15 protein-coding genes are annotated in these 21,119 nt (G+C 69.3%); 7 read left to right on the top strand and 8 right to left on the bottom strand.

Features of this window, described 5'->3' with window-relative positions:
• Positions 1-50 precede the first annotated feature (50 nt).
• The 3 genes from ACTIEW_RS14120 to ACTIEW_RS14110 all read right to left on the bottom strand — a co-directional run bounded on the left by ACTIEW_RS14120 (position 51) and on the right by ACTIEW_RS14110 (position 4,852).
• The gene (locus ACTIEW_RS14120) at positions 51-581 is read right to left on the bottom strand and encodes a porin family protein (protein WP_439478538.1); all 531 of its coding nucleotides are present in this window, start codon (positions 579-581) and stop codon (positions 51-53) included.
• Between the two features lie 172 nt (positions 582-753).
• A complete protein-coding gene (gene ppdK / locus ACTIEW_RS14115; RefSeq protein ID WP_439478537.1) occupies positions 754-3,444 on the bottom strand; it encodes a pyruvate, phosphate dikinase in 2,691 nt (896 codons plus the stop codon).
• A 142-nt stretch (positions 3,445-3,586) separates the two neighbouring features.
• Positions 3,587-4,852: an alpha/beta fold hydrolase gene (locus tag ACTIEW_RS14110; protein ID WP_439478536.1), complete on the bottom strand. Its 1,266-nt coding sequence runs from the start codon at positions 4,850-4,852 to the stop codon at positions 3,587-3,589.
• Between the two features lie 134 nt (positions 4,853-4,986).
• On the opposite strand from ACTIEW_RS14110, the gene ACTIEW_RS14105 reads away from it, so the two are divergent.
• The 3 genes from ACTIEW_RS14105 (at position 4,987) to ACTIEW_RS14095 (ending at position 9,548) form a co-directional block, all read left to right on the top strand.
• The gene (locus tag ACTIEW_RS14105; protein ID WP_439478535.1) at positions 4,987-6,066 is read left to right on the top strand and encodes a site-specific DNA-methyltransferase; all 1,080 of its coding nucleotides are present in this window, start codon (positions 4,987-4,989) and stop codon (positions 6,064-6,066) included.
• A gap of 132 nt (positions 6,067-6,198) precedes the next feature.
• The gene (locus tag ACTIEW_RS14100) at positions 6,199-7,314 is read left to right on the top strand and encodes a glycosyltransferase family 4 protein (protein ID WP_439478534.1); all 1,116 of its coding nucleotides are present in this window, start codon (positions 6,199-6,201) and stop codon (positions 7,312-7,314) included.
• An 86-nt stretch (positions 7,315-7,400) separates the two neighbouring features.
• Positions 7,401-9,548: an amylo-alpha-1,6-glucosidase gene (locus ACTIEW_RS14095; protein ID WP_439478533.1), complete on the top strand. Its 2,148-nt coding sequence runs from the start codon at positions 7,401-7,403 to the stop codon at positions 9,546-9,548.
• Here ACTIEW_RS14095 and ACTIEW_RS14090 read toward each other — a convergent pair.
• A complete protein-coding gene (locus ACTIEW_RS14090) occupies positions 9,545-10,561 on the bottom strand; it encodes an A/G-specific adenine glycosylase (protein WP_439478532.1) in 1,017 nt (338 codons plus the stop codon). The genes ACTIEW_RS14095 and ACTIEW_RS14090 overlap by 4 nt on opposite strands.
• Positions 10,562-10,582: 21 nt before the next feature.
• On the opposite strand from ACTIEW_RS14090, the gene ACTIEW_RS14085 reads away from it, so the two are divergent.
• From ACTIEW_RS14085 to smc, 4 genes are all read left to right on the top strand, one after another.
• Positions 10,583-11,149 carry a DUF721 domain-containing protein gene (locus tag ACTIEW_RS14085; RefSeq protein WP_439478531.1) on the top strand — a complete coding sequence of 189 codons (567 nt, stop codon included), beginning with the start codon at positions 10,583-10,585 and terminating at the stop codon, positions 11,147-11,149.
• Positions 11,150-11,212: 63 nt separating this feature from the next.
• Positions 11,213-11,905, top strand: a complete 693-nt coding sequence (locus tag ACTIEW_RS14080; RefSeq protein ID WP_439478530.1) for a thioredoxin domain-containing protein — start codon at positions 11,213-11,215, stop codon at positions 11,903-11,905.
• A gap of 8 nt (positions 11,906-11,913) precedes the next feature.
• Positions 11,914-12,552 (top strand): thioredoxin domain-containing protein, encoded by a 639-nt coding sequence (locus tag ACTIEW_RS14075; protein WP_439478529.1) that lies wholly within the window; start codon positions 11,914-11,916, stop codon positions 12,550-12,552.
• A 14-nt stretch (positions 12,553-12,566) separates the two neighbouring features.
• Positions 12,567-16,007, top strand: coding sequence for a chromosome segregation protein SMC (smc, locus tag ACTIEW_RS14070; protein ID WP_439478528.1), 3,441 nt, complete (start codon positions 12,567-12,569; stop codon positions 16,005-16,007).
• Here smc and ACTIEW_RS14065 read toward each other — a convergent pair.
• The 4 genes from ACTIEW_RS14065 to murD all read right to left on the bottom strand — a co-directional run bounded on the left by ACTIEW_RS14065 (position 16,004) and on the right by murD (position 20,858).
• Entirely contained in the window at positions 16,004-16,729 is a 726-nt protein-coding gene (locus ACTIEW_RS14065) for a WecB/TagA/CpsF family glycosyltransferase (protein WP_439478527.1), read from the bottom strand. The genes smc and ACTIEW_RS14065 overlap by 4 nt on opposite strands.
• Before the next feature lie 132 nt (positions 16,730-16,861).
• Entirely contained in the window at positions 16,862-17,947 is a 1,086-nt protein-coding gene (gene murG / locus ACTIEW_RS14060; protein WP_439478526.1) for an undecaprenyldiphospho-muramoylpentapeptide beta-N-acetylglucosaminyltransferase, read from the bottom strand.
• A gap of 223 nt (positions 17,948-18,170) precedes the next feature.
• Complete coding sequence (locus ACTIEW_RS14055; protein WP_439478525.1) at positions 18,171-19,352, bottom strand: FtsW/RodA/SpoVE family cell cycle protein; 1,182 nt, start codon at positions 19,350-19,352, stop codon at positions 18,171-18,173.
• A 6-nt stretch (positions 19,353-19,358) separates the two neighbouring features.
• Positions 19,359-20,858 (bottom strand): UDP-N-acetylmuramoyl-L-alanine--D-glutamate ligase, encoded by a 1,500-nt coding sequence (murD, locus tag ACTIEW_RS14050; protein ID WP_439478524.1) that lies wholly within the window; start codon positions 20,856-20,858, stop codon positions 19,359-19,361.
• Between the last annotated feature and the right edge of the window lie 261 nt (positions 20,859-21,119).

Here is a 21,119-nt window from a genome sequence, read left to right as displayed (position 1 = left end):
CAGATCACCACCGATTTGGGAATCCCGATTCCAACAAAACGGGCCACGCTCTAGAAGCGGCGGACGTAGCTCAGGCCGTAGGTGTCCAGCTCACCGCCGTTGTCGTCAGTGAAGTCGCGGCGGGTCCAGTCGGCGCGGACGCCGTTCCGGCCATCGAAGAAGTAGTTGGCGCCGACGCCGTAGTTGACGCTTTCGCCGTCCTCGGTCGCGCTGAAGCCCGCGACGTCGGCCTTGATCTGGGTCGTGCCGTAGCCGAGGCGGCCGAACAGTTCGAAATTCTCGTTGATCGGCAGGGTGGCGACGCCATAGGCGGCGACGTCGTATTCATGGGACAGGTCCCCGGTGGCGGCGCCGACGGTGACTTCGTCGTCCTTGACGCCGAACGAGGCTTCGCCCTCGACGCCGAAATACGGAGACACCCTGGCGTTCAGGCGGCCAGTGATGGCGCCGAGGCTGGCGTCGTCGCCGTCCAGCACGGTGTAGCCGACCGACCCCGTCACTTGCGGCGAAGAGATGCTCTGGGCCATGGCCGGCGCTGCGATCAGAGTAAGGGCGGCGGTCGCGAGAAGAATGTTACGCATTGTTTCTTGTATCCTCTAGATGCGGTGACTTTCGTCACCAGCCCCATCCAGCGGAGACACAAATGGGTCGAGGATGAAGGCGTTCCAGAGGCGGTTGTTTACATAACGACGACTGTGTGACGCGAACCACAGACAGCGTTTTGCCAACCTTGGCCGTTTCATGGCCTGTCTGTCAGCGGTCCTTCTCGCGCTCCGTCCCGGCCCGCGCATGCAGGGCCGCCTGGGCCGCCGCCAGCCGGGCGATCGGCACGCGGTAGGGCGAGCAGCTCACGTAATCCAGGCCGACGTCCTCGCAGAAGGCGATGGAGGACGGGTCGCCGCCATGCTCGCCGCAGATGCCCATCTTGATGCCGGGCCGGGCTGCCCCGCCGCGCTCTGCGGCGATGCGGATCAGATCGCCGACGCCGTCCTGATCAAGCCGGACGAAGGGGTCGGTCTCGAAGATGCCCTTGTCGATATAGGCCTGCAGGAAGCGGCCGGAGTCGTCGCGGCTGATGCCGAAGGTCGTCTGGGTCAGGTCGTTGGTGCCGAAGGAGAAGAACTCGGCGTATTCGGCCAAGTCGGCGGCGCGCAGGGCGGCGCGGGGCAGTTCGATCATGGTCCCGACCAGATAGTCGACCCGGTCGCCGGCCTCGGCGAAGACGGCCTCGGCGGTGCGGTCGGTCAGCTCGCGCAGGTATTTCATCTCCAGCCCGAGGGCGACCAGCGGGTGCATGATCTCCGGAATGGGGGCCTCGGCGGCGGTCTTCTTGACCTCCAGCGCCGCCTCGAGGATGGCGCGGACCTGCATCTCGTAGATCTCGGGGTAGGCGACGCCGAGGCGGCAGCCACGGTGGCCGAGCATGGGATTGGTCTCGTGCAGCTCCTTCGCCCGCCGCTTCAGCTTGGCGGCGTCCAACCCTTGCGTGACGGCGAGGGCGTCGATCTCGGCGTCGGTGTGGGGGATGAACTCATGCAGCGGCGGATCGAGCAGGCGCACGGTCACCGGCAGGCCGGCCATGATGGTGAACAGCTCGACGAAGTCGGCCATCTGGAACGGCGCGATCTTGGCAAGGGCGGCGCGGCGGCCGGCCTCGTCATCGGCGAGGATCATCTCGCGCACCGCGGCGATGCGGGCGTCGTCGAAGAACATATGCTCGGTGCGGCACAGGCCGATGCCCTCGGCTCCGAAGCCGCGCGCGGTCTTCGCATCCAGCGGCGTCTCGGCGTTGGCGCGGACGCGCAGGCGGCGGACCTTGTCGGCCCAGGCCATCAGGGTCTGGAAGTCGCCGGTCAGCTCCGGCTCGATCATGGCCACGGCGCCGTCCAGCACCTCGCCCTTCGAGCCGTCGATGGTGATGATCTCGCCGGCCCGGAAGGTGCGGCCGCGGGCGGTGAAGGTCCCCGTCTTGTCGTCGATCGACAGTTCATTGATGCCGCAGACGCAGGGACGCCCCATGCCGCGGGCGACGACGGCGGCGTGACTGGTCATGCCGCCCCGGGCCGTGACGATGCCCCGCGCCGCATGCATGCCGTGGATGTCCTCGGGCGAGGTCTCCTCCCGCACCAGGATGACGGCGTCGCCCAGCTGCGACAGCCGCTCAGCCTCGTCGGCGTCAAACACGATCTTGCCGGTGGCGGCGCCGGGGCTGGCGGGCAGGCCGGCGGCCACCACGGTGCGCGACGCGTTCGGGTCGAGGGTGGGGTGCAACAGCTGGTCCAGCGCCGAGGGCTCGACGCGGGAGATGGCCTCCTCCTCAGAGATCACGCCCTCGGCGGCGAGGTCGACGGCGATCTTCAGCGCCGACTTGGCGGTGCGCTTGCCGTTGCGAGTCTGCAGCATCCACAGCCGACCCTGTTCGACCGTGAATTCGATATCCTGCATGTCGCGGTAGTGACTCTCCAGCCGGCCGACGACATCGACGAATTCGGCGAAGACGACCGGCATGGCCTCTTCCATCGAGGGGGCGGTCTCGCCCATCTCCTCGCGGCCGGCCCGGGTCAGCGACTGGGGCGTGCGGATGCCGGCGACGACGTCCTCGCCCTGGGCGTTGATCAGGAACTCGCCATAGAGTTTGGCCTCGCCCGTCGACGGATTGCGGGTGAAGGCGACGCCGGTGGCCGAGGTCTCGCCCATATTGCCGAACACCATCGACTGGACATTGACCGCCGTGCCCCAGCTTTCGGGGATGTCGTGCATGCGGCGATAGAATTTGGCCCGGTCGTTCATCCAGCTGTCGAACACTGCCGAGACGGCGCCCCACAGCTGGTCATGGGGATCCTGAGGGAATGGCTGGCCCAGCCGGTCCTCGACCACGGCCTTGTAGTCGGCGACAACCCTCTCCCAGTCACCGGCGGACAGGTCGGTGTCGATGGTGACGTCCAGCCGATCCTTGTGGTCGTCCAGCACCTCCTCGAAGTCGTCGTGCGACAGGCCAAGGACGACGCTGGAATACATGGTGATGAAGCGGCGGTAGCTGTCGAAGGCGAAGCGGCGGTCGCCGGAAAGGGCGGCCAGACCCTCGACCGTATCGTCATTGAGGCCGAGGTTCAGGACTGTGTCCATCATCCCCGGCATGGAGGCGCGGGCCCCCGAACGGACCGAGACCAGCAGGGGGTTGGACGCGTCGCCGAAGGTCTTGCCGACAACCTGTTCGACCGTCTTCAGCCCGGCGGCGACCTGGTCGGCCAGGGCGTCGGGGTAGCTCTGGCCATTGGAGAAGTAGTGGACGCAGGCCTCGGTGGTGATGGTGAAGCCCGGAGGGACCGGCAGGCCGAGGGAGGACATCTCGGCCAGGTTCGCCCCCTTGCCGCCGAGGAGGTTCTTCATCGACGCGTCGCCGTCGGCGGACCCGCCGCCGAAGCCGTACACCCACTGAGTCATTTACCAGCCCCTGAGCCGTTGTCCGTCGCGGGGACTCGCATCCCTCGCGGCGCCTGGCCCCGCTTACCGCGCGAGGCGCGGCAAGGCGAGGCTGAGCATGTAACAAAACGTGAGTCCGCCTGACCGTTCCTGCGATGACGCGTCAGAGCGGGCGAACCGCCGGCCGCACATGGACAACCATGGACGGGTCCCCGTGATCTCGCTCGCCCCCGTGCGGCGCCGGTGGAGCGAGGTCGGCGTCGGGCGACAGGAATGAGCGCCGCGATGACACCGGAGTCCGACTGTGCAGAAGGCGGAAGAACTCGGCGAAGTCGCCGATCTGTTCGTTGTAGAAGGCGGCCTTCTCGACCGGCCCCATGTGGCCGGCGTCCTCGACACGGATCAGTCGCCCCTGCGGCAGGGCGGCGGAGATGGTGACCCCGGCATGGTCCTTTGTGACCAGATCGCGACCTCCGGCGAAAACCATGGCGGGCAGGTCGATGCGTGCCAACCGGTCGGTCACGGACCAGTGCAGCATGGCCAGGTTGCCGCGGGCCTGGACCGCCGGTGAACCGCGGGTGATCAGCAGGCTCGTCCGGTCCAGTTGCTCGCGGGTCGGACGGGTTCCGAACCCGACGAGACGGGCGGCGAGGTGGGTCGAACCGCTGAGCCACGCCTGCCAATTCATCACCCACAGCGCGGGCGACAGGACCGTGTCGAGCTTCAGAACAAGTTCGATCACGGGCTGCAGCGGCTTCAGCACCCGCGAGAAGATCATCGTCTCCAGCGGATTGGTGTGGGTGGTGTTCTCCAGCACAATGGCGACGACCCGATCATTCAGCTGTTCCGGGTGGCGAGCGCAGAACGTCTGCACTGTCATGCCACCGATGCTGTGGCCGACGAGGATCACGGGTCGATCGTTTGGCAGGCTGTCGATCACCGCGTGGAGATCCTCGGCGAAACCTTCGATCGAATAGCCCGCGGGCGGTCGACCCGAACGGCCGAGGCCGGGCAGATCCCAGAAAACCAGTCCGAAACGAGCGCCCAGATCGGCCCGCGCCTCAGCCCAGATCCTCGCCGAGAGCGCCCATCCATGGGTGAAAACCAGAATCGGCCCGGTGGTCGCGCCCTCCATCTCGACGTGAAGGTTCGCCCCGTCTGCGCCCGGGATCGTGACACTGTCGCCACGCACCGCGGGGGCGGTCTTGCCGCTCCGGCCGAGCAACATCAGCATCGGGACGCGGCCCAACAGGCTGAAGGCCATCAGGCCAGCGCCCCACCAGAGGGGGGCCCTGGACGGCTCGGCGAGCCCAAGCGTTTCCGCGACGTGCCAGGCGTCGTACCAGCGCCACAGCAGCCAGGCGGCTCCGGCGAAGATGGCCAGCGACCCCAGGGCGAACAGGCGCAAGACAATGGCGAGCAGGATCATCGGGGTACTTCCGGGGGACGAAGCCTGACCAACACCAGCCGACCTCGGTTCGTTCCGCGAAAACACCGGAGCTAACCCGCCCTTAACCGCGATGATTCACCACTCGGTCTTCAAGCTGTGCGGGGCCGCGTTCCATGTCCGAATTCAAGACCGACGTCATCCATCGTGGCGACTGCATCGAGGTGTTGCGGTCCCTGCCGGACGCCTGCGTCGACATGGTCTTCGCCGACCCGCCCTATAATCTGCAGCTGGGCGGCGACCTGCTGCGGCCGGACAATTCGAAGGTCGACGCCGTCGATGACGACTGGGACAAGTTCGACAGCTTCGCCGCCTATGACGCCTTTACCCGCGAGTGGATGACAGAATGCCGCCGCATCCTGAAGCCCGAGGGCTCGATCTGGGTGATCGGCAGCTATCACAATGTCTTCCGCCTCGGCGCCGCGATCCAGGACCTGGGCTTCTGGGTGCTGAACGACATCATCTGGCGCAAGTCCAACCCGATGCCGAACTTCAAGGGCACGCGCTTCACCAATGCCCATGAGACCCTGATCTGGGCGGCGCGGAGCCGGGACCAGAAGCGCTACACCTTCAACTACGACGCGCTGAAGGCCTTCAATGAGGATGTTCAGATGCGGTCCGACTGGACCCTGGCCCTGTGCACGGGCGAGGAGCGGATCAAGGACGCCGAGGGCAAGAAGGCCCATCCGACCCAGAAGCCCGAGGGCCTGCTGCACCGGGTGCTGATGGCCGCGACACGGTCCGGCGACGTGGTGCTGGACCCCTTCTTCGGCACCGGCACCACCGGGGCGGCGGCCAAGCGGCTTGGCCGTCACTATGTCGGCATCGAGCGCGACGAGACCTATGCGAAGGTGGCCGAGAAGCGGATCAAGGCGGTCATCCCCGCCGCACCCGAGGACCTGGTGGTCATGGGCTCGCGCAAGGCCGAGGTGAAGGTGCCGTTCGGAGCCCTCGTCGAGGCCGGGCTGCTCTCGCCGGGCGACAAGCTGTACTGCCCCAAGGGCGACCGCGAGGCGCGGGTACGGGCGGACGGGTCGCTGGTCGCGGGCGAACTCAGCGGATCGATCCACAAGATGGGGGCCCTGTTCGAGAACGCCCCGGCCTGCAACGGCTGGACCTACTGGCGCTTCAAGACGGATCAGGGTCTGAGGTCCATTGATGCCCTGCGGGCCGAGGTTCGCGCGGGAATGCAGTGACCGGAAGCCGACGCTGAGACAGACTTAACCCCTGCAGTTTCCACAGGAAAAACCCCGGTTCGGGGAACCTCGCACACCCGGGATGGTTTGACGCTCTGACGGCTCCTCCCCGGGCCGTCGGGAGCCACGGCCATGAAGATCGCGCAAGTCACGCCGCTGTACGAGGCGGTGCCGCCAAAGTTGTATGGCGGCACCGAGCGGGTTGTCGCCCATTTGACCGACGCCCTCGTCGATCTGGGCCACGACGTCACCCTGTTCGCCAGCGCCGACGCCGAAACCCGCGCGCGCCTCGTGCCGGTTCGTGATCAGGCCATCCGGCTGGACCCGGCCCCGCTGAAGTCCGATCTCGCCGCCCACATGACCATGCTGTCCGAAGTGCTGAAGCGCGCCGACGATTTCGACGTGATCCATTTCCACACCGACATGGTGCATTTCCCCTTCTTCGCCCGGTGCGCCGACAAGACCATCACCACACTGCACGGCCGGCTCGATCTGAAAGACCTGCCGGGTGTCTATGAACGCTGGCCCGGGTTCGGCCTCGTCTCGATCTCGGACGACCAGCGCCGGCCCCTGCCCCGGGCCAACTGGAAGGCCACGGTGCACCACGGCATGCCGGGCGAGCTGTACCGGTTCTCCCCCAAACCGGAGGGCTACCTCGCCTTCCTCGGCCGCATCTCGCCCGAGAAGCGCCCCGACCGCGCCATCGAGATCGCCACCAGGCTGAACAAGCCGCTGAAGATCGCGGCGAAGGTCGATGCGGCTGACAAGGTCTATTGGGAGACCATCATAAAGCCGATGGTGGATGGCAATCCGCTGGTCGAATTCGTCGGCGAGATCAGCGACCACCAGAAGTCCGCCTTCCTCGGCGGGGCCGAAGCCCTGCTGTTCCCCATCGACTGGCCCGAGCCGTTCGGCCTGGTGATGGTCGAGGCCATGGCCTGCGGCACGCCCGTGGTGGCCTTCCGCTGCGGCTCGACGCCGGAGGTCATCGAGGACGGAGAAACCGGCTTCCTGGTCGACACGCTGGAACAGGCCGTGGCTGCAGCGGGCCGGGCTCACCTGCTGGATCGACAGGCGATCCGCGCCCGGTTCGACCTGCGGTTTTCGGCCACAGCCATGGCGCGGCGCTATCTGGACGTTTACAGCGACCTGCTGGCGAAGCGGCCGTTCGCAGAGGATCCGGTTACCGATGTCGTGACGCCGCTCCGGCCGTTCGAGGGCAAGAGCTTCGCCGCCGCCAATCTCTGACCGGCGGCCGGTGAACGGAAGACGGCGCCCAAGCGTTCGCATTTGCACGCCGGTCTGACGTCGTCAGGCGCGCGCCCGGAGCCTTCATGGACGACGCCTATACGGTTCAGACCCCCGCCACGGGAAGCGGCGACGCCGACGGCCTCGAGCAGCTGATGGCGCTCAAGGACGGCGATACCTTCCTGGTGGCGGACGGCTGGGGCGACCTGAAAGGTGGGGCGGACGGCCTGTTCGTAAACGACACCCGCATCCTCTCGCGACTGGTCCTGACCGTCGGACAGGCGCGACCGTCGCGGCTGAGTTCGGGGGTCAGCCAGGACAACGTCTATTTCACCTGCCATTCGACCAACCGGCCCCTGCCCCCGATGGGCGGGCGATCGGCGCCGGCCGGGGTGCTGCACATCGAGCGGCGGCGCTTCGTCTGGGACCGTCGGATATTCGAGCGGGTGCGGATGGCCAACCACGGCATTCAGGATGTGCTGCTGCCGGTGGCGATCGATTTCGCCGCCGACTTCGCCGACATCTTCCAGGTGCGCGGGACCTTGCGCGAGAAGCGGGGAACCACGGAAGCCCCTGTTCATGACGGCAGACGCGTGACGTTCGCGTATGTCGGGCTGGACGGGGTTCGGCGGACGAGCTGCCTGGCCTTCTCCGAGCCGCCCGCGCGGCTCAGCGGATCGCGCGCGGAATTCATGTTCAGCCTGCCCAAGGGCAAGCGATGCGACCTCTATATGGAGTGCGGGCCCGATCGCTGCGACCAGCCTGACGAGGCGCGCTACCGGCTGAACGCAGTGCAGGCGCGGATGGCCATGCGCACCCGGCGGCGGCGCGGAGCCTCCCTCAGGGGGCCCCGCAGTCCGCGCTTCAACGACTGGCTGGATCAGAGCCGGGCCGACGTCGCCCTGCTGACCACCGACCTGCCCACCGGCCCCTATCCGTATGCAGGCGTGCCGTGGTTCTCGACGCCGTTCGGGCGCGACGGGATCATCACAGCCTGGCAGATGCTGTGGCTGGACCCGTCGCTGGCCAAGGGGGTGCTGACCTATCTCGCCATGCGTCAGGCGACGGAATTCTCGGCCTTCCAGGACTCGGCCCCCGGCAAGATCATGCACGAAACCCGCGGCGGAGAGATGAGCGCCCTCGGGGAGGTGCCGTTCGGCCTCTACTACGGCGGGGTCGACACCACCTGTCTGTTCGTGGCGCTGGCCGGGGCCTACGCCCGCCGAACCGGCGATTTCGCCACCATCCGGGCGCTGTGGCCAAATCTGATCGCCGCCGTCGGCTGGATGACGGACCATGGCGACATCAAGGGCGACGGCCTTATCGGCTATCAGCGCGGGGCTGAGACCGGGCTGTCCAACCAGGGCTGGAAGGATTCCGAGGATTCGATCTTCAACACGGACGGCCGCTTCCCCAAGGGACCGGTCGCCCTTCTTGAGGTGCAGGGCTACGCCTATGCCGCCTGGCGGGCGATGGCCGATCTGGCGGCGACGCTGGGCGACCCTCGGCAAGCGGAATGGGCGGGGCAGGCTGAACGGGTCCGCGCCTTGGTTGAGGACCGCTTCTGGATGGAGGACGAGGGCTTCTACGCCATCGCCCTGGACGGAGACGGCGAGCAATGCCGGTCGATCGGCTCCAACGCCGGCCACCTGCTGTTCACCGGCCTGCCATCGGTGGAGCGGGCGAAGCGGGTGACGAAGCGTTTGCTGGGGGCCGAGTTCCGCTCGGGCTGGGGCGTGCGGACGCTGGCGACAGGTCAGGCCCGGTTCAATCCGATGAGCTATCACAACGGCTCGGTCTGGCCGCATGACACCGCCATGGCGGCGGCCGGCATGGCGCGCTACGGAGAGCGGCAGGCGGTCGCCCTGCTTCTGGGCGAGATCTATGCGGCGGCGGCGCATTTCCACCTGCGCCTGCCCGAACTGTTCTGCGGCTTCGAGCGCAATCCCGGCGAGCCGCCCATCGCCTATCCGGTCGCCTGCCTGCCCCAGGCCTGGGCGGCGGGATCGGTGTTTCTGATGCTGCAGTCCGCGCTGGGGATCGGCATCGACGCCATCGCCGGGACAGTGGAGATCGACGACCCGGCCCTGCCCGCAGGTATTGACCGCTTGAACATCACCAACCTGCAGGTCGGCGACGGGATGGTCGACCTGGCCTTCCAGCAGATAGGCGCCCACACCGTGGTCATTCCCCAGCGCCGCGAAGGGCCAGTCTCGGTGCGGACCGTCCGCTAGGCCAGGCCCCGCTCCAGCGCCTTGCGAAACACCGTGGGCAGGGACCGCAGCGCCTCATCCGGATCGGTCCAGAGGAAGTCTCCCCGGCCCGCGGCGACCCGCACGGTCAGCGTCAGCGAGAAATGGGTGAAGACGTGCTCGATCGCCCCCGCCTCGCGCCAGTCGGCGACCGTGGGCGGAGCAGCGTCAACCTGTGACACGCTCCATTCCGAGGTCGGCAGACCCGTCATCCCGCCCAGCAGCCCCTTGTCAGGGCGAAGCACCAGCGCCACCCGCCCCCGCTCATCCCGCAGCACCCAGGCGACGCCGATGCGATGTGGCCGATCGGCCTTCTTCGTCTTCAGCGGCCAACGCTCGGGATGGCCTGTCGCATAGCCAGCGCACCACGGGGTCAACGGACAGGCCTCGCACAACGGCCTGCCCGGCCGGCAGACCGTGGCCCCGAGGTCCATCAGGGCCTGTGGCCAGTCTCCGGGGCGGTCGTCAGCGACAAGCGTGGCGGCCAGCCGTTTGAGCTCCGGTTTGGCGGCGGGCAGGGGCGTCTCGACCCCGAACAGGCGCGCCATAACCCGTTCGACATTGCCGTCGACCACATTGGCCGGACGGCCGAAGGCGATGGCGGCCACGGCGGCGGCCGTATAGGCGCCCACGCCGGGCAGGGCCAGCAGGCCGGCCTCCGTGTCCGGGAAGACCCCATCGTGATCGTTGGCCACCGCCCTGGCGCAGGCCAGCAGGTTGCGGGCGCGCGCGTAGTAGCCCAGCCCCGCCCAGGCGGCCATGACATCGCTGTCTTCCGCCGAGGCCAGATCATTCACCGTCGGCCAGCGGGCGGTGAAGGCAAGAAAATAAGGCGTCGCGTGCGGCGTGGTGGTCTGCTGCAGCATCACCTCGGACAGCCAGACCCGGTAGGGGTCGGAGGGCGGCGAACCCGGAGGCGCGCGCCAGGCCAGGCTGCGGCCATGGGTGTCGTACCAGTCCAGCAGGGCGGCGCGGAGAGCAGAGACGGGGCGCATCGTCCGCGCTATAGACCGGAAATGCGCCGCACGCTGCCCACAGACGCCGAGGCCCGCGAAATCCTGTCGCGCCGACGCACGCGTCCCGCGCCACGGCCGACACCCAGGGCCGGTCGGGCGTTGCAGGGGCTGATCAAGGAGCTGGACGGCAAGTTCGGACGCGGGGCGACCGCGTTGGAGCCGCGCTGGCGAGAGATCGTCGGCGACCGGCTGGCGCGCGTAACGCGGCCGCAGAAACTGACCAAGGGCCGGGGCGGCGCCGGCGGGACGCTGGAGTTGCGCGTGGCCGGACCGGCCGCCCTGCTGGTGCAGCACCAGTCCGAGGACATACTGGCGCGGGTCAATCTGTTCCTTGGCGCCGGCAGCGTCGATCGGCTGAGGATCGCCCAGGGACCGGTCAAGCCGCCCTCCGACATCGCCGCCGCGCCGAAGCGCCGTCCCGCCGCACAGCCTCTTGCCGCCCATGAAGAAGCCGAACTGAAGGCCGCAATCGACGCGGCGCCCGAGGCTCTGAAAGGGCCGTTGGAACGGCTGGGACGGGCCGTTCTGGGCGATCCGGAAAAAGGCCGCGACCGTTCGGGCCGTTGACAAAACTTCGCCGTTTCTGTTCTCGAAAGTGCTGAGGCGCGCGTATTCGCGGGGAATCGCGCGATGTTCTCCAAAATCCCGCCCCCAGTTGAGGACGACGCCATGAGCGCCCAGACCAAATACGCCGCCATGAGCCGCCGCGCGGCGATGACCGCAGCGGCCCTGGCCGCCATGGCCACGCTGGCCGGTTGCGGGGGCGGGGGCACTGCTGCGGTCGATGGCGACATGGCCATGGGGGCTCCCGAGGGCGCCAAGGTCACGGTCATCGAGTACGCCTCGGTCACCTGCCACGTCTGCGCCGCCTGGCAGACCGAGAACTGGGCCGCGTTCAAGGCTGCCTATGTCGACACCAATAAGGTCCGCTACGTCTTCCGCGAACTGCCGACCGGCCCGGTCAATGTCGCCGTGGCCGGCTTCATGATCGCCCGCTGCGCCGGCGACGACAAATATTTCGACGTTGTCCACAACATCATGGCCAGCCAGGACGAGTGGCAGGCGGGCGTCAATCCGCGCGACACCCTGTTCCGCATCGGCAACGGCGCCGGGCTGAGCAACCAGCAGATCGAGGCCTGCATCAAGGATCCGGACAACATCAACGCCGCCGAAGCCCGCGCCCGCGCCTCCCAGGCCGCCGACGTCGACGGCACCCCGACCTTCCTGGTCAACGGCGTCAAGGTCATCTCCCCGGGCTCCCAGAGCGGCACGACCATGGCCGACCTGTCGCGGGCGATCGAAGCCGAACTGGCCAAGGGCTGAGTGCAGCAGTGACCACCCGGCGGCGATCTCTGCTGATCCTGGCGCTGGCGTTGCTCGCGCCCGCTATCGCGGCTTCCGCGTCGGGCGCCGATTCGGCCTTCGCACGCCAGGCGGTCGCTCCGGCGACGGCGGCGGACCGCAGCATCGGCCGTGCCGACGCCCCGGTGACGGTGATCGAATACGCGTCTTTCGCCTGCAACCACTGCGCCGACTGGCATCGGTTCGTCTATCCGACGTTCAAGACGCGGTTAATCGACACCGGTCAGGTCCGGCTGGTGTTCCGCAACCTGCCGACCATGCCCGAGGACGTGTCCCTGCCCGGCGCGGCCCTGGCCCGTTGCGCGGCGCCCGAGCGGTTCTTCGATGTCGCCACGGCCCTGATGCTCGGGCAGGACGCGGTCTTCCAGGGCGGAACGCGCGAGGACTGGTACGCCCCCGCCATCGCCGTGAGCGGCCGGACCCAGGCCCAGCTGGAGGCCTGCGCCGCGACGCCCACGACCCTTGCCGCCATCAACCGCGACGTCGACAGCGCGCAAGCAGCCGGCGCCAACACCACCCCGGCCTTCTTCGTCAACGGACGCCGGGTGACGGACCGCTCGCTGGGTGGGCTGGAGGTCGCAATCCGGGCGGCCGCCGCAGGTCAGTGACTGCGTAGGAGCCGATGCAGTTCCAGCGCCTCCGGCTCGTGGGTTTCAAGTCCTTCGTCGACCCCGCCGAGGTGCATATCGAGCCGGGCCTGACCGGCGTCGTCGGTCCCAACGGCTGCGGCAAGTCCAATGTACTGGAAGGCCTGCGCTGGGTCATGGGGGCCAATTCGGCCAAGGCCATGCGCGGCCAGGGCATGGACGACGTCATCTTCGCCGGCGCCGCCGACCGCCCGCCGCGCAACCACGCCGAAGTCCAGCTGACCATCGACAACGCCCAGCGCAAGGCTCCGCAGCCCTTCACCGACAGCCCGATGCTGGAAGTGTCGCGCCGCATCGACCGCGGCCAGGGCTCGACCTATCGCATCAACGGCAAGGAGGTGCGGGCCCGCGACGTGCAGCTGCTGTTCGCCGACGCCTCGACCGGAGCCAACTCCCCGGCGCTGGTGCGGCAAGGGCAGATCAGCGAACTGATCGCCGCCAAGCCGCAGAACCGCCGCCGCATCCTCGAAGAGGCGGGCGGGGTGGCCGGCCTGCACACGCGGCGGCACGAGGCCGAACTGCGCCTGAAGGCGGCCGAGACCAACCTCGAACGGCTGGATGACATCGGCCGCGAACTGGAGACGGCCCTGTCGCGGCTGAAGCGCGAGGCGCGGCAGGCGGAGCGGTACAAGAAGATCTCCGCCGAGATCCGGGCCTTGCAGGCGGCCCTGCTGTTCGTGCGCTGGAACGATGCGCGCCTGGCGGCCGAGGCGGCGGCGGCGGAGCTGGCCGATGCCGACCGCGCGGTGGCCGAGGCGACCACCGCCTCCAGCCGCGCCCAGACAGCGGCGCTCTCGGCGCAGGAGGCGCTCAAGCCCGCGCGCGAGGAGGACGCCGTGGCAGGGGCCCTGCTGCACCGCGCCTCGCTGGAACGGGATCGGCTCGACATGGCCGAACAGGCCGCCCGGGCCGAGGTCGACCGCCTGACCGCCGAAGCCGCCCGCATCGCCGCCGATATGGAGCGCGAGACGGCCATGGCCGGGGACGCGGGCGACGAACTGACCCGGCTGGGCGCGGCGTTGGAGACCCTGACCGCCGAGATCGCCGGCGCGCCCACGCGTGGCCCGGAACTGGAAGCGGCCCTCGCCGCCGCCGAGGACGCCCGCAAGGCCGCCGACGCCGAGGTCGAGCGGGTGGCCGGGGCGGCGGCCTCGGTCGAGGCGCGGGTCAACGCCGAAAGCGCCCGCAAGCGCGACGCCGAGGCCCGCGTGGCCCGGGCGGAAGCGCAGCTGGCCTCGGCTGAGGCCGAGCGCGCTGCCCTGGGGCCGCTCGAGACCCCCGAGATCGAGGCGGCGAAGAGGGCGCTGGAAACGGCCCAGGCCGAACTCGCGGCGGCGCGCGCGGCGGTCGAGGCGGTCGAGGCCGAACGCGGGGACCGCGCTCGCACCGAGGCCGAGGCGCGCACGGCGGCGCGGGCGGCCGAGGATCGTCTGGGCCGGTTGCAAACCGAGGCGCGCGGCCTCGCCCAGCTGCTGGTCCACGGCAAGCGCGAACACGCCCCGGCGCTGGACAGCGTCGAAGCCGGCAAGGGCTATGAGGCGGCGCTGGCCGCGGCCCTTGGCGACGATCTGGACGCAGCGCTGGACGCGCGAGCGGCGGCCTACTGGGCCGGGGCCCACGTCCCCGCCCCTGTCTGGCCGACCGGCGTCGAGCCGCTGGCGAACCATGTCTCGGCCCCCGACCAGTTGAAGGCCCGTCTGGCCTTGTGTGGCGTGGCCCCGGCCAGCGAGATCGAGCGGCTGGCCAAATCCCTGCCCATCGGCGCGCGCCTGGTCACCGTCGCCGGTGACCTGTGGCGCTGGGACGGCTTCGTCCAGCGCGCCGAAGCCCCGCGCCCCGCGGCCGTGCGACTGGCCCAACGCACCCGCCTGTCCGAACTGGAGGGCGAGATCGACGCGGGCAAGCCGGCGCTGGAGACGGCGCAGGCCGCGCAGCAAACCGCGACCGAGGCCTTCCGCGCCGCCGAGCAAGCGGTGAAGACCGCCCGTGCGGCCCCGTTCCCGCTCGACAAGGCCGTGACGACGGCGCGCGACCGGGTCGAGACGCTCGCCCGCGAGCAGGCGCGCAAGGAGGCGCGGGCGCAGGCGCTGGACGAAACCCTGACCCGGCTGGCCACCGAGGTCGAGGCGGCGCAGGCCGCTCTCGCTGAAGCACAGGGGACCGACGCCCCCTCGGAGACGTTGGACGGCCTGCGCGCCGAACTGGCGGCGGCGCGAACGGCGGCGGATGTGGCGCGCGGCGCGGCGGCGACGGCGCGGGTCGAGCGCGACGCCGAGGCGCGCGAGGTCGCGGGTCGTCAGGCGCGGCTGGAAGCCCTGACCCGCGAACGCGACGGATGGGCCGCGCGGGCGAAGGACGCCACGGTGCGGATCGCGGCGCTGGAAAATGATGCGGAGAAGACGGCGACACGGCTGACGGCGGCCTCGGCGGCGCCGGAACAGCTGGCGAAGCAGCGTTCATCCCTGCTGGACGCCCTGACCGCCGCCGAGACCCGGCGCAAGGCGGCCGGCGACGCCCTGGCCGTGGCCGAGGGCGAGGCGACCGAGGCCGATCACGCCGCGCGGGCGGCCGAGGCGACGGCCTCCCAGGCGCGAGAGGCGCGGGCCGGACTGGCCGCGCGGGCCGAGGGCGCGGCCGAACGTCTGGCCGAGACCGAGGCCAACCTGCGCGAAACCGCCCAGATGTCGCCCGAGGAGCTGGGCCAGAAGCTGACCGACGACGCCATCGCCCGTCCCCCCGACGCGGCCGGGGCCGAGAGCCTGCTGTACGGTCTGGAGCGCGAGCGCGAGGCCCTGGGCGCCGTCAATCTGCGGGCCGAGGACGAGGCGACCGAATACGGCGACCGGCTCAACACCATGAAGGTCGAGCGCGCGGATCTCACGTCCGCCATCGCCAGGCTGCGCGACGGCATCGACGAGCTCAACGCCGAGGGTCGCGAACGGCTGGTCGCGGCCTTCGACATTATCAACGACAATTTCAAAAGCCTGTTCGAGGCCCTGTTTGGCGGCGGCCAGGCCGAGCTGAAACTGGTCGAGAGCGACGATCCGCTCGAGGCCGGTCTCGAAATCTACGCCTGCCCCCCCGGCAAACGGCTGGCGGTGATGAGCCTGATGTCGGGCGGCGAACAGGCCCTGACGGCCGCGGCCCTGATCTTCGCCGTCTTCCTGGCCAATCCGGCCCCGGTCTGCGTGCTGGACGAGGTCGATGCCCCGCTGGACGACGCCAACGTCGACCGTTTCTGCCGCATGCTCGACGAGATGCGCAAACGCACCGACACCCGCTTCATCGTCATCACCCACAACCCGGTGACCATGAGCCGGATGGACCGGCTGTATGGCGTGACCATGCCGGAGCGGGGGGTGTCCCAGCTGGTCAGCGTCGACCTGACCCAGGCGGAAGAGATCGTGGCGGCCTAGCGGGCCTTCAGCACCTCGCACCGTACGAACCACCCGAAGATCGCCGGACCCTCGATGACGTAACGGCGGAACATTCGGCGGGGCTGGCTCAGCAGACGGTGCAGCCATTCCAGCGACAGCTGCTGGAAGATGCGCGGTGCGCGTTTCTGGCGGCCGGTCAGGAAATCGACCGAGGCGCCGACGCACAGGGCCACGCCGGTCTTGCGGCCCGCCGCGCGCAGGGCGTGGGCGAACAGCTCCTGTTTCGGGAACGAGACACAGGCCAGCAGCACGTCCCACTCGGCCCCGGCGGCGTGACCGACGGCCGCCCTCCAGCCGAGCGTGCCGGGAACCAGCATGGGCGCCTCGAGGAATTTCAGGGTCTGGCGCGGATAGCGTGCGGCCAGGGCGTTGAAGGCGGCGCGGTCGGGACCGAACACGGCGATGGTCAGGCCTTCCGCGGCCGGACTGGCCAGCAGGTCGGCCGTCATGTCCGAACCCGGATAGACCGGCAGGGCGAGCCCGCGCAGTCGCGCCAGATTGCTGAGAATGCGGCTGTCGCAGACCTTCAGATCAGCCTCGGCATAGACCTCGCGCCCGACCCGGCCGTCCATCAGCTTGACCACATGGTCGACATTGGGCGTCACGACATAGCCATAGGCCCCGCGCGCCATGTCCAGCACGCGGGCCAGCATCCGGGGCCGGTCTCCGTCGGCGAAATCGAGGGTCATGAAGCGCGTCATGGCGGCAGTCTAGTCGCGTCGCGGTCAATGGACGGTTACGATGGGGGCATGATCCTGACCCTTCTTTCGCTGTTGTCGGTCGAGGCCGCCCAGCCGCCGCACCGGTTCAACCTGGCCGCCGAGGGCTGAGCTTCAGGCCACCGCCTCGACCATGTCCGCCAGTTCCGTGGTGGCGTCCGGAAGGGCCGCCGACCTCGCCCCCGCGCTCATGACCGACAGGCGCGCGGGATCGCTCAACAGCGACAGCAGAGCCGCCGCAAGCCGCTCCACCGTCGCCTCGTCCTCCAGCACAACCTCGGCCCCGCCCGCCTCGGCCAGGCTGGCGGCGTTGAAACGCTGGTGGTCGTCCATGGCGATCTTCAGCGGGATCAGCAGCGACGGCAGGGCCGCCACGGCCAGTTCCGAACAGGTGGAGGCCCCGGCGCGGCCGATGACCAGATGGGTGGTCGCCAGTCGCCGGGCCATGTCGCCGAAGAACGGTGCGACCTCGGCCTCGACCCCCGCCGCCGCATAGATCGCGCGCGCGGCCTCCAGCATTTCCGCGCGAGACTGCTGCTGCACGCGGAGCCGTTTGCGCAGGGATTCCGGCAGGGCGGCGAAGGCTTGCGGCACGGCCTCGGACAGGATGCGCGCCCCCTGGCTGCCGCCGGTGACCAGCACGTTGATCGGCCCGCGCGCGGTGGGTGCGGCGTACGGCCGGTCGAACAGGGCGCGGATGTCGGGCCGGACCGGATTGCCGATCAGGCTCACCCGCGCCTCGACACCTTGGGGGACCAGACGCAGGTTCGGGAAGGAGGCGGCGACCGCGCCGACCCAGGGGCTGAGCCAGCGGTTGGTGCGGCCGAGCACCGAATTCTGCTCATGCAACAACGTCGGCCGGCCCTGACTCAGAGCCGCCAGCAGAGCCGGGGCCGACGGGTAGCCGCCGAACCCGACGACCACCGCTGCATCCAGCCGCTTGAGCGCCTTGCGCGCCTTGATCAGGCCGCGCGTGATGGCCACGCCCGCCTTCGCCATCCCGACAGGCCCGCGCCCGGTGGCGGCGTCCAGCGCGATCCGTTCCTCAGCGGGAAAGGCCTGGGCATAGCTCTCGCCGCGATGGTCGGTGGCCAGCACGATGCGCCAGCCGCGCCCCGCCAGCTCCCGCGCCAGCGCCTCGGCCGGGAACATATGCCCACCCGTTCCCCCGGCGGCGACGACGCAGACCCTGGATTTCATATGGTGTGTTTGCCCGATGCCGCGCGCGCTCGCCACTCCCATACTTTCGTCATCCTCCGGCAAGCGGCGCAGCCGCGCAGACCGGGGGGACCCAGCGGCGCCGAAGGCGACCTTTTCACACACGATGTTTGAAGGCAGGATCCGCGACAGCTTCGCGCTCACGCGCGCCGCTGGGTCCCCTGGTCTCGCTGCGCTCGCCGGAGGATGACGAAAGCGGTTGTAGTTACGGCAATATCCGCCCGCGATCCGGCAGGCTGGCCCCCGGCTCGTAGGCGCCGGGGCGGCGGCGGGTCAAGGCCAGGGCCAGCCCCATGGTCAGCCCCATGGCCAGCATCGACGAGCCGCCGTAGCTGATGAAGGGCAGGGTCATCCCCTTGGTCGGGATCAGGTTCAGGTTCACGGCGATGTTGATGCAGGCCTGCAGCCCGATCAGCATGAACAACCCGGCCGCAGCCGTCTGTTCGAACGGATCGGTCAGCTTCATCGCCCGCCGCATCCCGCGCACGACGATGAAGGCGTAGAGGCCGATCATCAGCAGCGACAGAACCAGGCCGAACTCCTCGGCTCCGACCGAATAGATGAAGTCGGTATGCAGGTCGGGGACGTGGCGTTTCATCACTCCTTCGCCGACCCCGCGTCCAACGAGGCCGCCGGCGCGGATGGCCTCGGAAGCGCGGTCGATCTGGTGGGTGTCGGCGGTCTCGGGCGAGAAGAACCGGCTCAGGCGGTCGCGCATGTGGCCGAAGGCGAAATACAGGCCGACCACCCCGCCCGCCCCCGCCGCCGCCAGCGCCGCGACCCATTTCAGCGGCACCCCGGCCATGAAGAAGACGGCCATGAAGGTGGTGGTGATCAGAAGGGTCTGGCCGATATCCGGCTGGATCAGCAGCAGGCCGACGGTCAGGGCCCAGGTCCCGAATGCGATCGAGACGCCGGGCACGCCCTGCCCCTTCTGCGCCTCCGAGAACATCCAGGCGGCGAAGACGATCAGACCGGGCTTGGCGAATTCCGATGGCTGCAGGCTGAACGGGCCGAGATTCACCCAACGCGCCGCGCCCTTCACCTCATTGCCGATGAAAGGCAGGGCGGCCATGACCACGATGGCGCCTAGCAAGGCCAGCAGGGCGATCCGGCGCACGCCGCGCGGCGACAGCAGGGAGGCGACCAGCATGGCCCCCGTCCCGCCCGAGGCCCAGACCAGCATCCGCCACGAATAGTGGAAAGGGTCCGAGATCGACTCATCGGCGAGGATGGCCGCCGGACTGGAGGCGAAGCTGAGGGCCACGCCCAGGGCGATCAGGGTCAGGGCCGCGGCCAGCAGGCCCCGGTCGACCGTCCAGAACCATTTGGCGATGGGGCTCTGGTCGTTGCGCGAGAAGGCGGGGCTGTAGCTGTGGGTGGTCATGGTTCGCTAACCATGACCTGAAGGGGTGGCCCCAAGGTTAAGGACGGCGGCGCGGAACGCTTCGCCGCGCGCCTCGAAGTCCGGATACTGGTCGAAACTGGCGGCGGCGGGGCTGAGCAGAACCACCTCCTCGCGGCCGGTCGCGGCGGCGGCCTCGGCGGCGGCCTTTACGGCTGAGGCCATGTCACCGCTGATCCGGTGTGGGGTCTCGCCCAAACGCGCGGCGAACGGCCCGGCCGCCTCGCCGATCAGGAAGGCTTCGACCACGCGCGGGAACAGGTCCTCCAGATCGTCGATCCCGCCCGCCTTGGCCCGCCCGCCCGCGATCCAGAAGCTGCGCTCATAGGATGACAGCGCCTGACGGGCGGCGTCGGCATTGGTGGCCTTGGAGTCATTGACGAAGCGCACACGGCCGAGCCGGGCGACCTCTTCCATGCGGTGGGCGAGGCCGGGGAATGACAGGAGGCCTTGGGTGGCGGCTTCGTGCGAGACGCCCAGCGCGCGGGCTGCGGCCCAGGCGAAGGCCGCGTTCTGGGCATTATGGCGGCCGGCGAGCGAGCGGGCCTTCGTCAGATCGGCGACTGTCTCCCCCCCGATGCTCAGGCGGCCCGGCGCCCCTTCCATCTCTCCGCTCATCCCGGCGAAAGCCGGGACCCAGTTCTTTGGATGATCGGTCTGCGCAGGATTGCTCCGGTCGTTGTCCTCAACCGCGGGCTTTTCACTGGAAAGCACTGGGTCCCGGCTTTCGCCGGGATGAGCGGATGTGGAAATTCGTGTGCCGGATCGCTGGGCAGCCGCGAGCCCATCGGCAAGTCGACGTCCCCGCTCTTCGTCCACCCCGACCAGCGACAGGTCCGCGTGCGTGAAAATCCGCGCCTTCGCTGCGACATACCCTTCCATACCGCCATGCCGGTCCAGATGGTCCGGGCTGATGTTGGTCAGGATGGCCACGTCCGGCGCGAACGAGGTCGTGAGGTCCAGCTGATAGCTCGACACCTCGATCACATAGACCGCTCCCGGCGTCGGCGCCGGAAGCGCCAGCACGCCGATACCGATATTGCCGCCGACGTGGACGGTCCTGCCCGCCTGTTTCAGCACCCAGCCGATCAGGGCCGTCGTGGTCGACTTGCCGTTGGTGCCCGTGATGGCGACGACCTTCGGCCGCTCCGCCCCGGGCAGGGCGGCGATCGCCCGCGCGAACAGTTCGATGTCGCCGACCACCTCGACGCCCGCCGCCTTCGCCTTGCCCACGGTCCAGTGCGGCTTCGGATGGGTCAGCGGCGCGCCCGGCGACAGCACCAGGGCGGCGAAATCCGACCAGTCGGCGCGGGTCAGATCCTCGACGACGAACCCCTCCGCCTCGGCCTGCATCCGGCTGGAGACGCTGTCGTCCCACAGCACCGGCAGGGCCCCGCCGGCCTTGAGCGCGCGCGCCGCCGTCAGTCCCGACCGTCCCAGGCCGAAGACCGCGATGAGCCGCCCTTCGAAACCAGATACCGGGATCATGGTCGGTTCACCCGCCCGTCCGCCATCACATTGAGCGGGCGAAGGCGAAACGCCTCCCTTCCCCCTCGAGGGGAGAAGGGTCGGGGTTGGGGGTGGTGGCAGTGCGGTTCAGGATATGGCGCGTAAGGCTCCATCGAACGATTGCCACCAGAGTCCGTCCGCACTCGACGCCATACAGCCTGCAACCACCCCCACCCAACCCTCCCCCCTCGAGGGGGAGGGCTCAGCGAAACGTGCGGCGGGGCGGGATGATGAAACAAG

It is taken from the genome of Brevundimonas sp. (assembly GCF_051860745.1).
GTDB lineage: Bacteria > Pseudomonadota > Alphaproteobacteria > Caulobacterales > Caulobacteraceae > Brevundimonas.
Note: the sequence above shows the minus strand (reverse complement) of the source record. Positions and strands in the feature narration are given on the sequence as shown.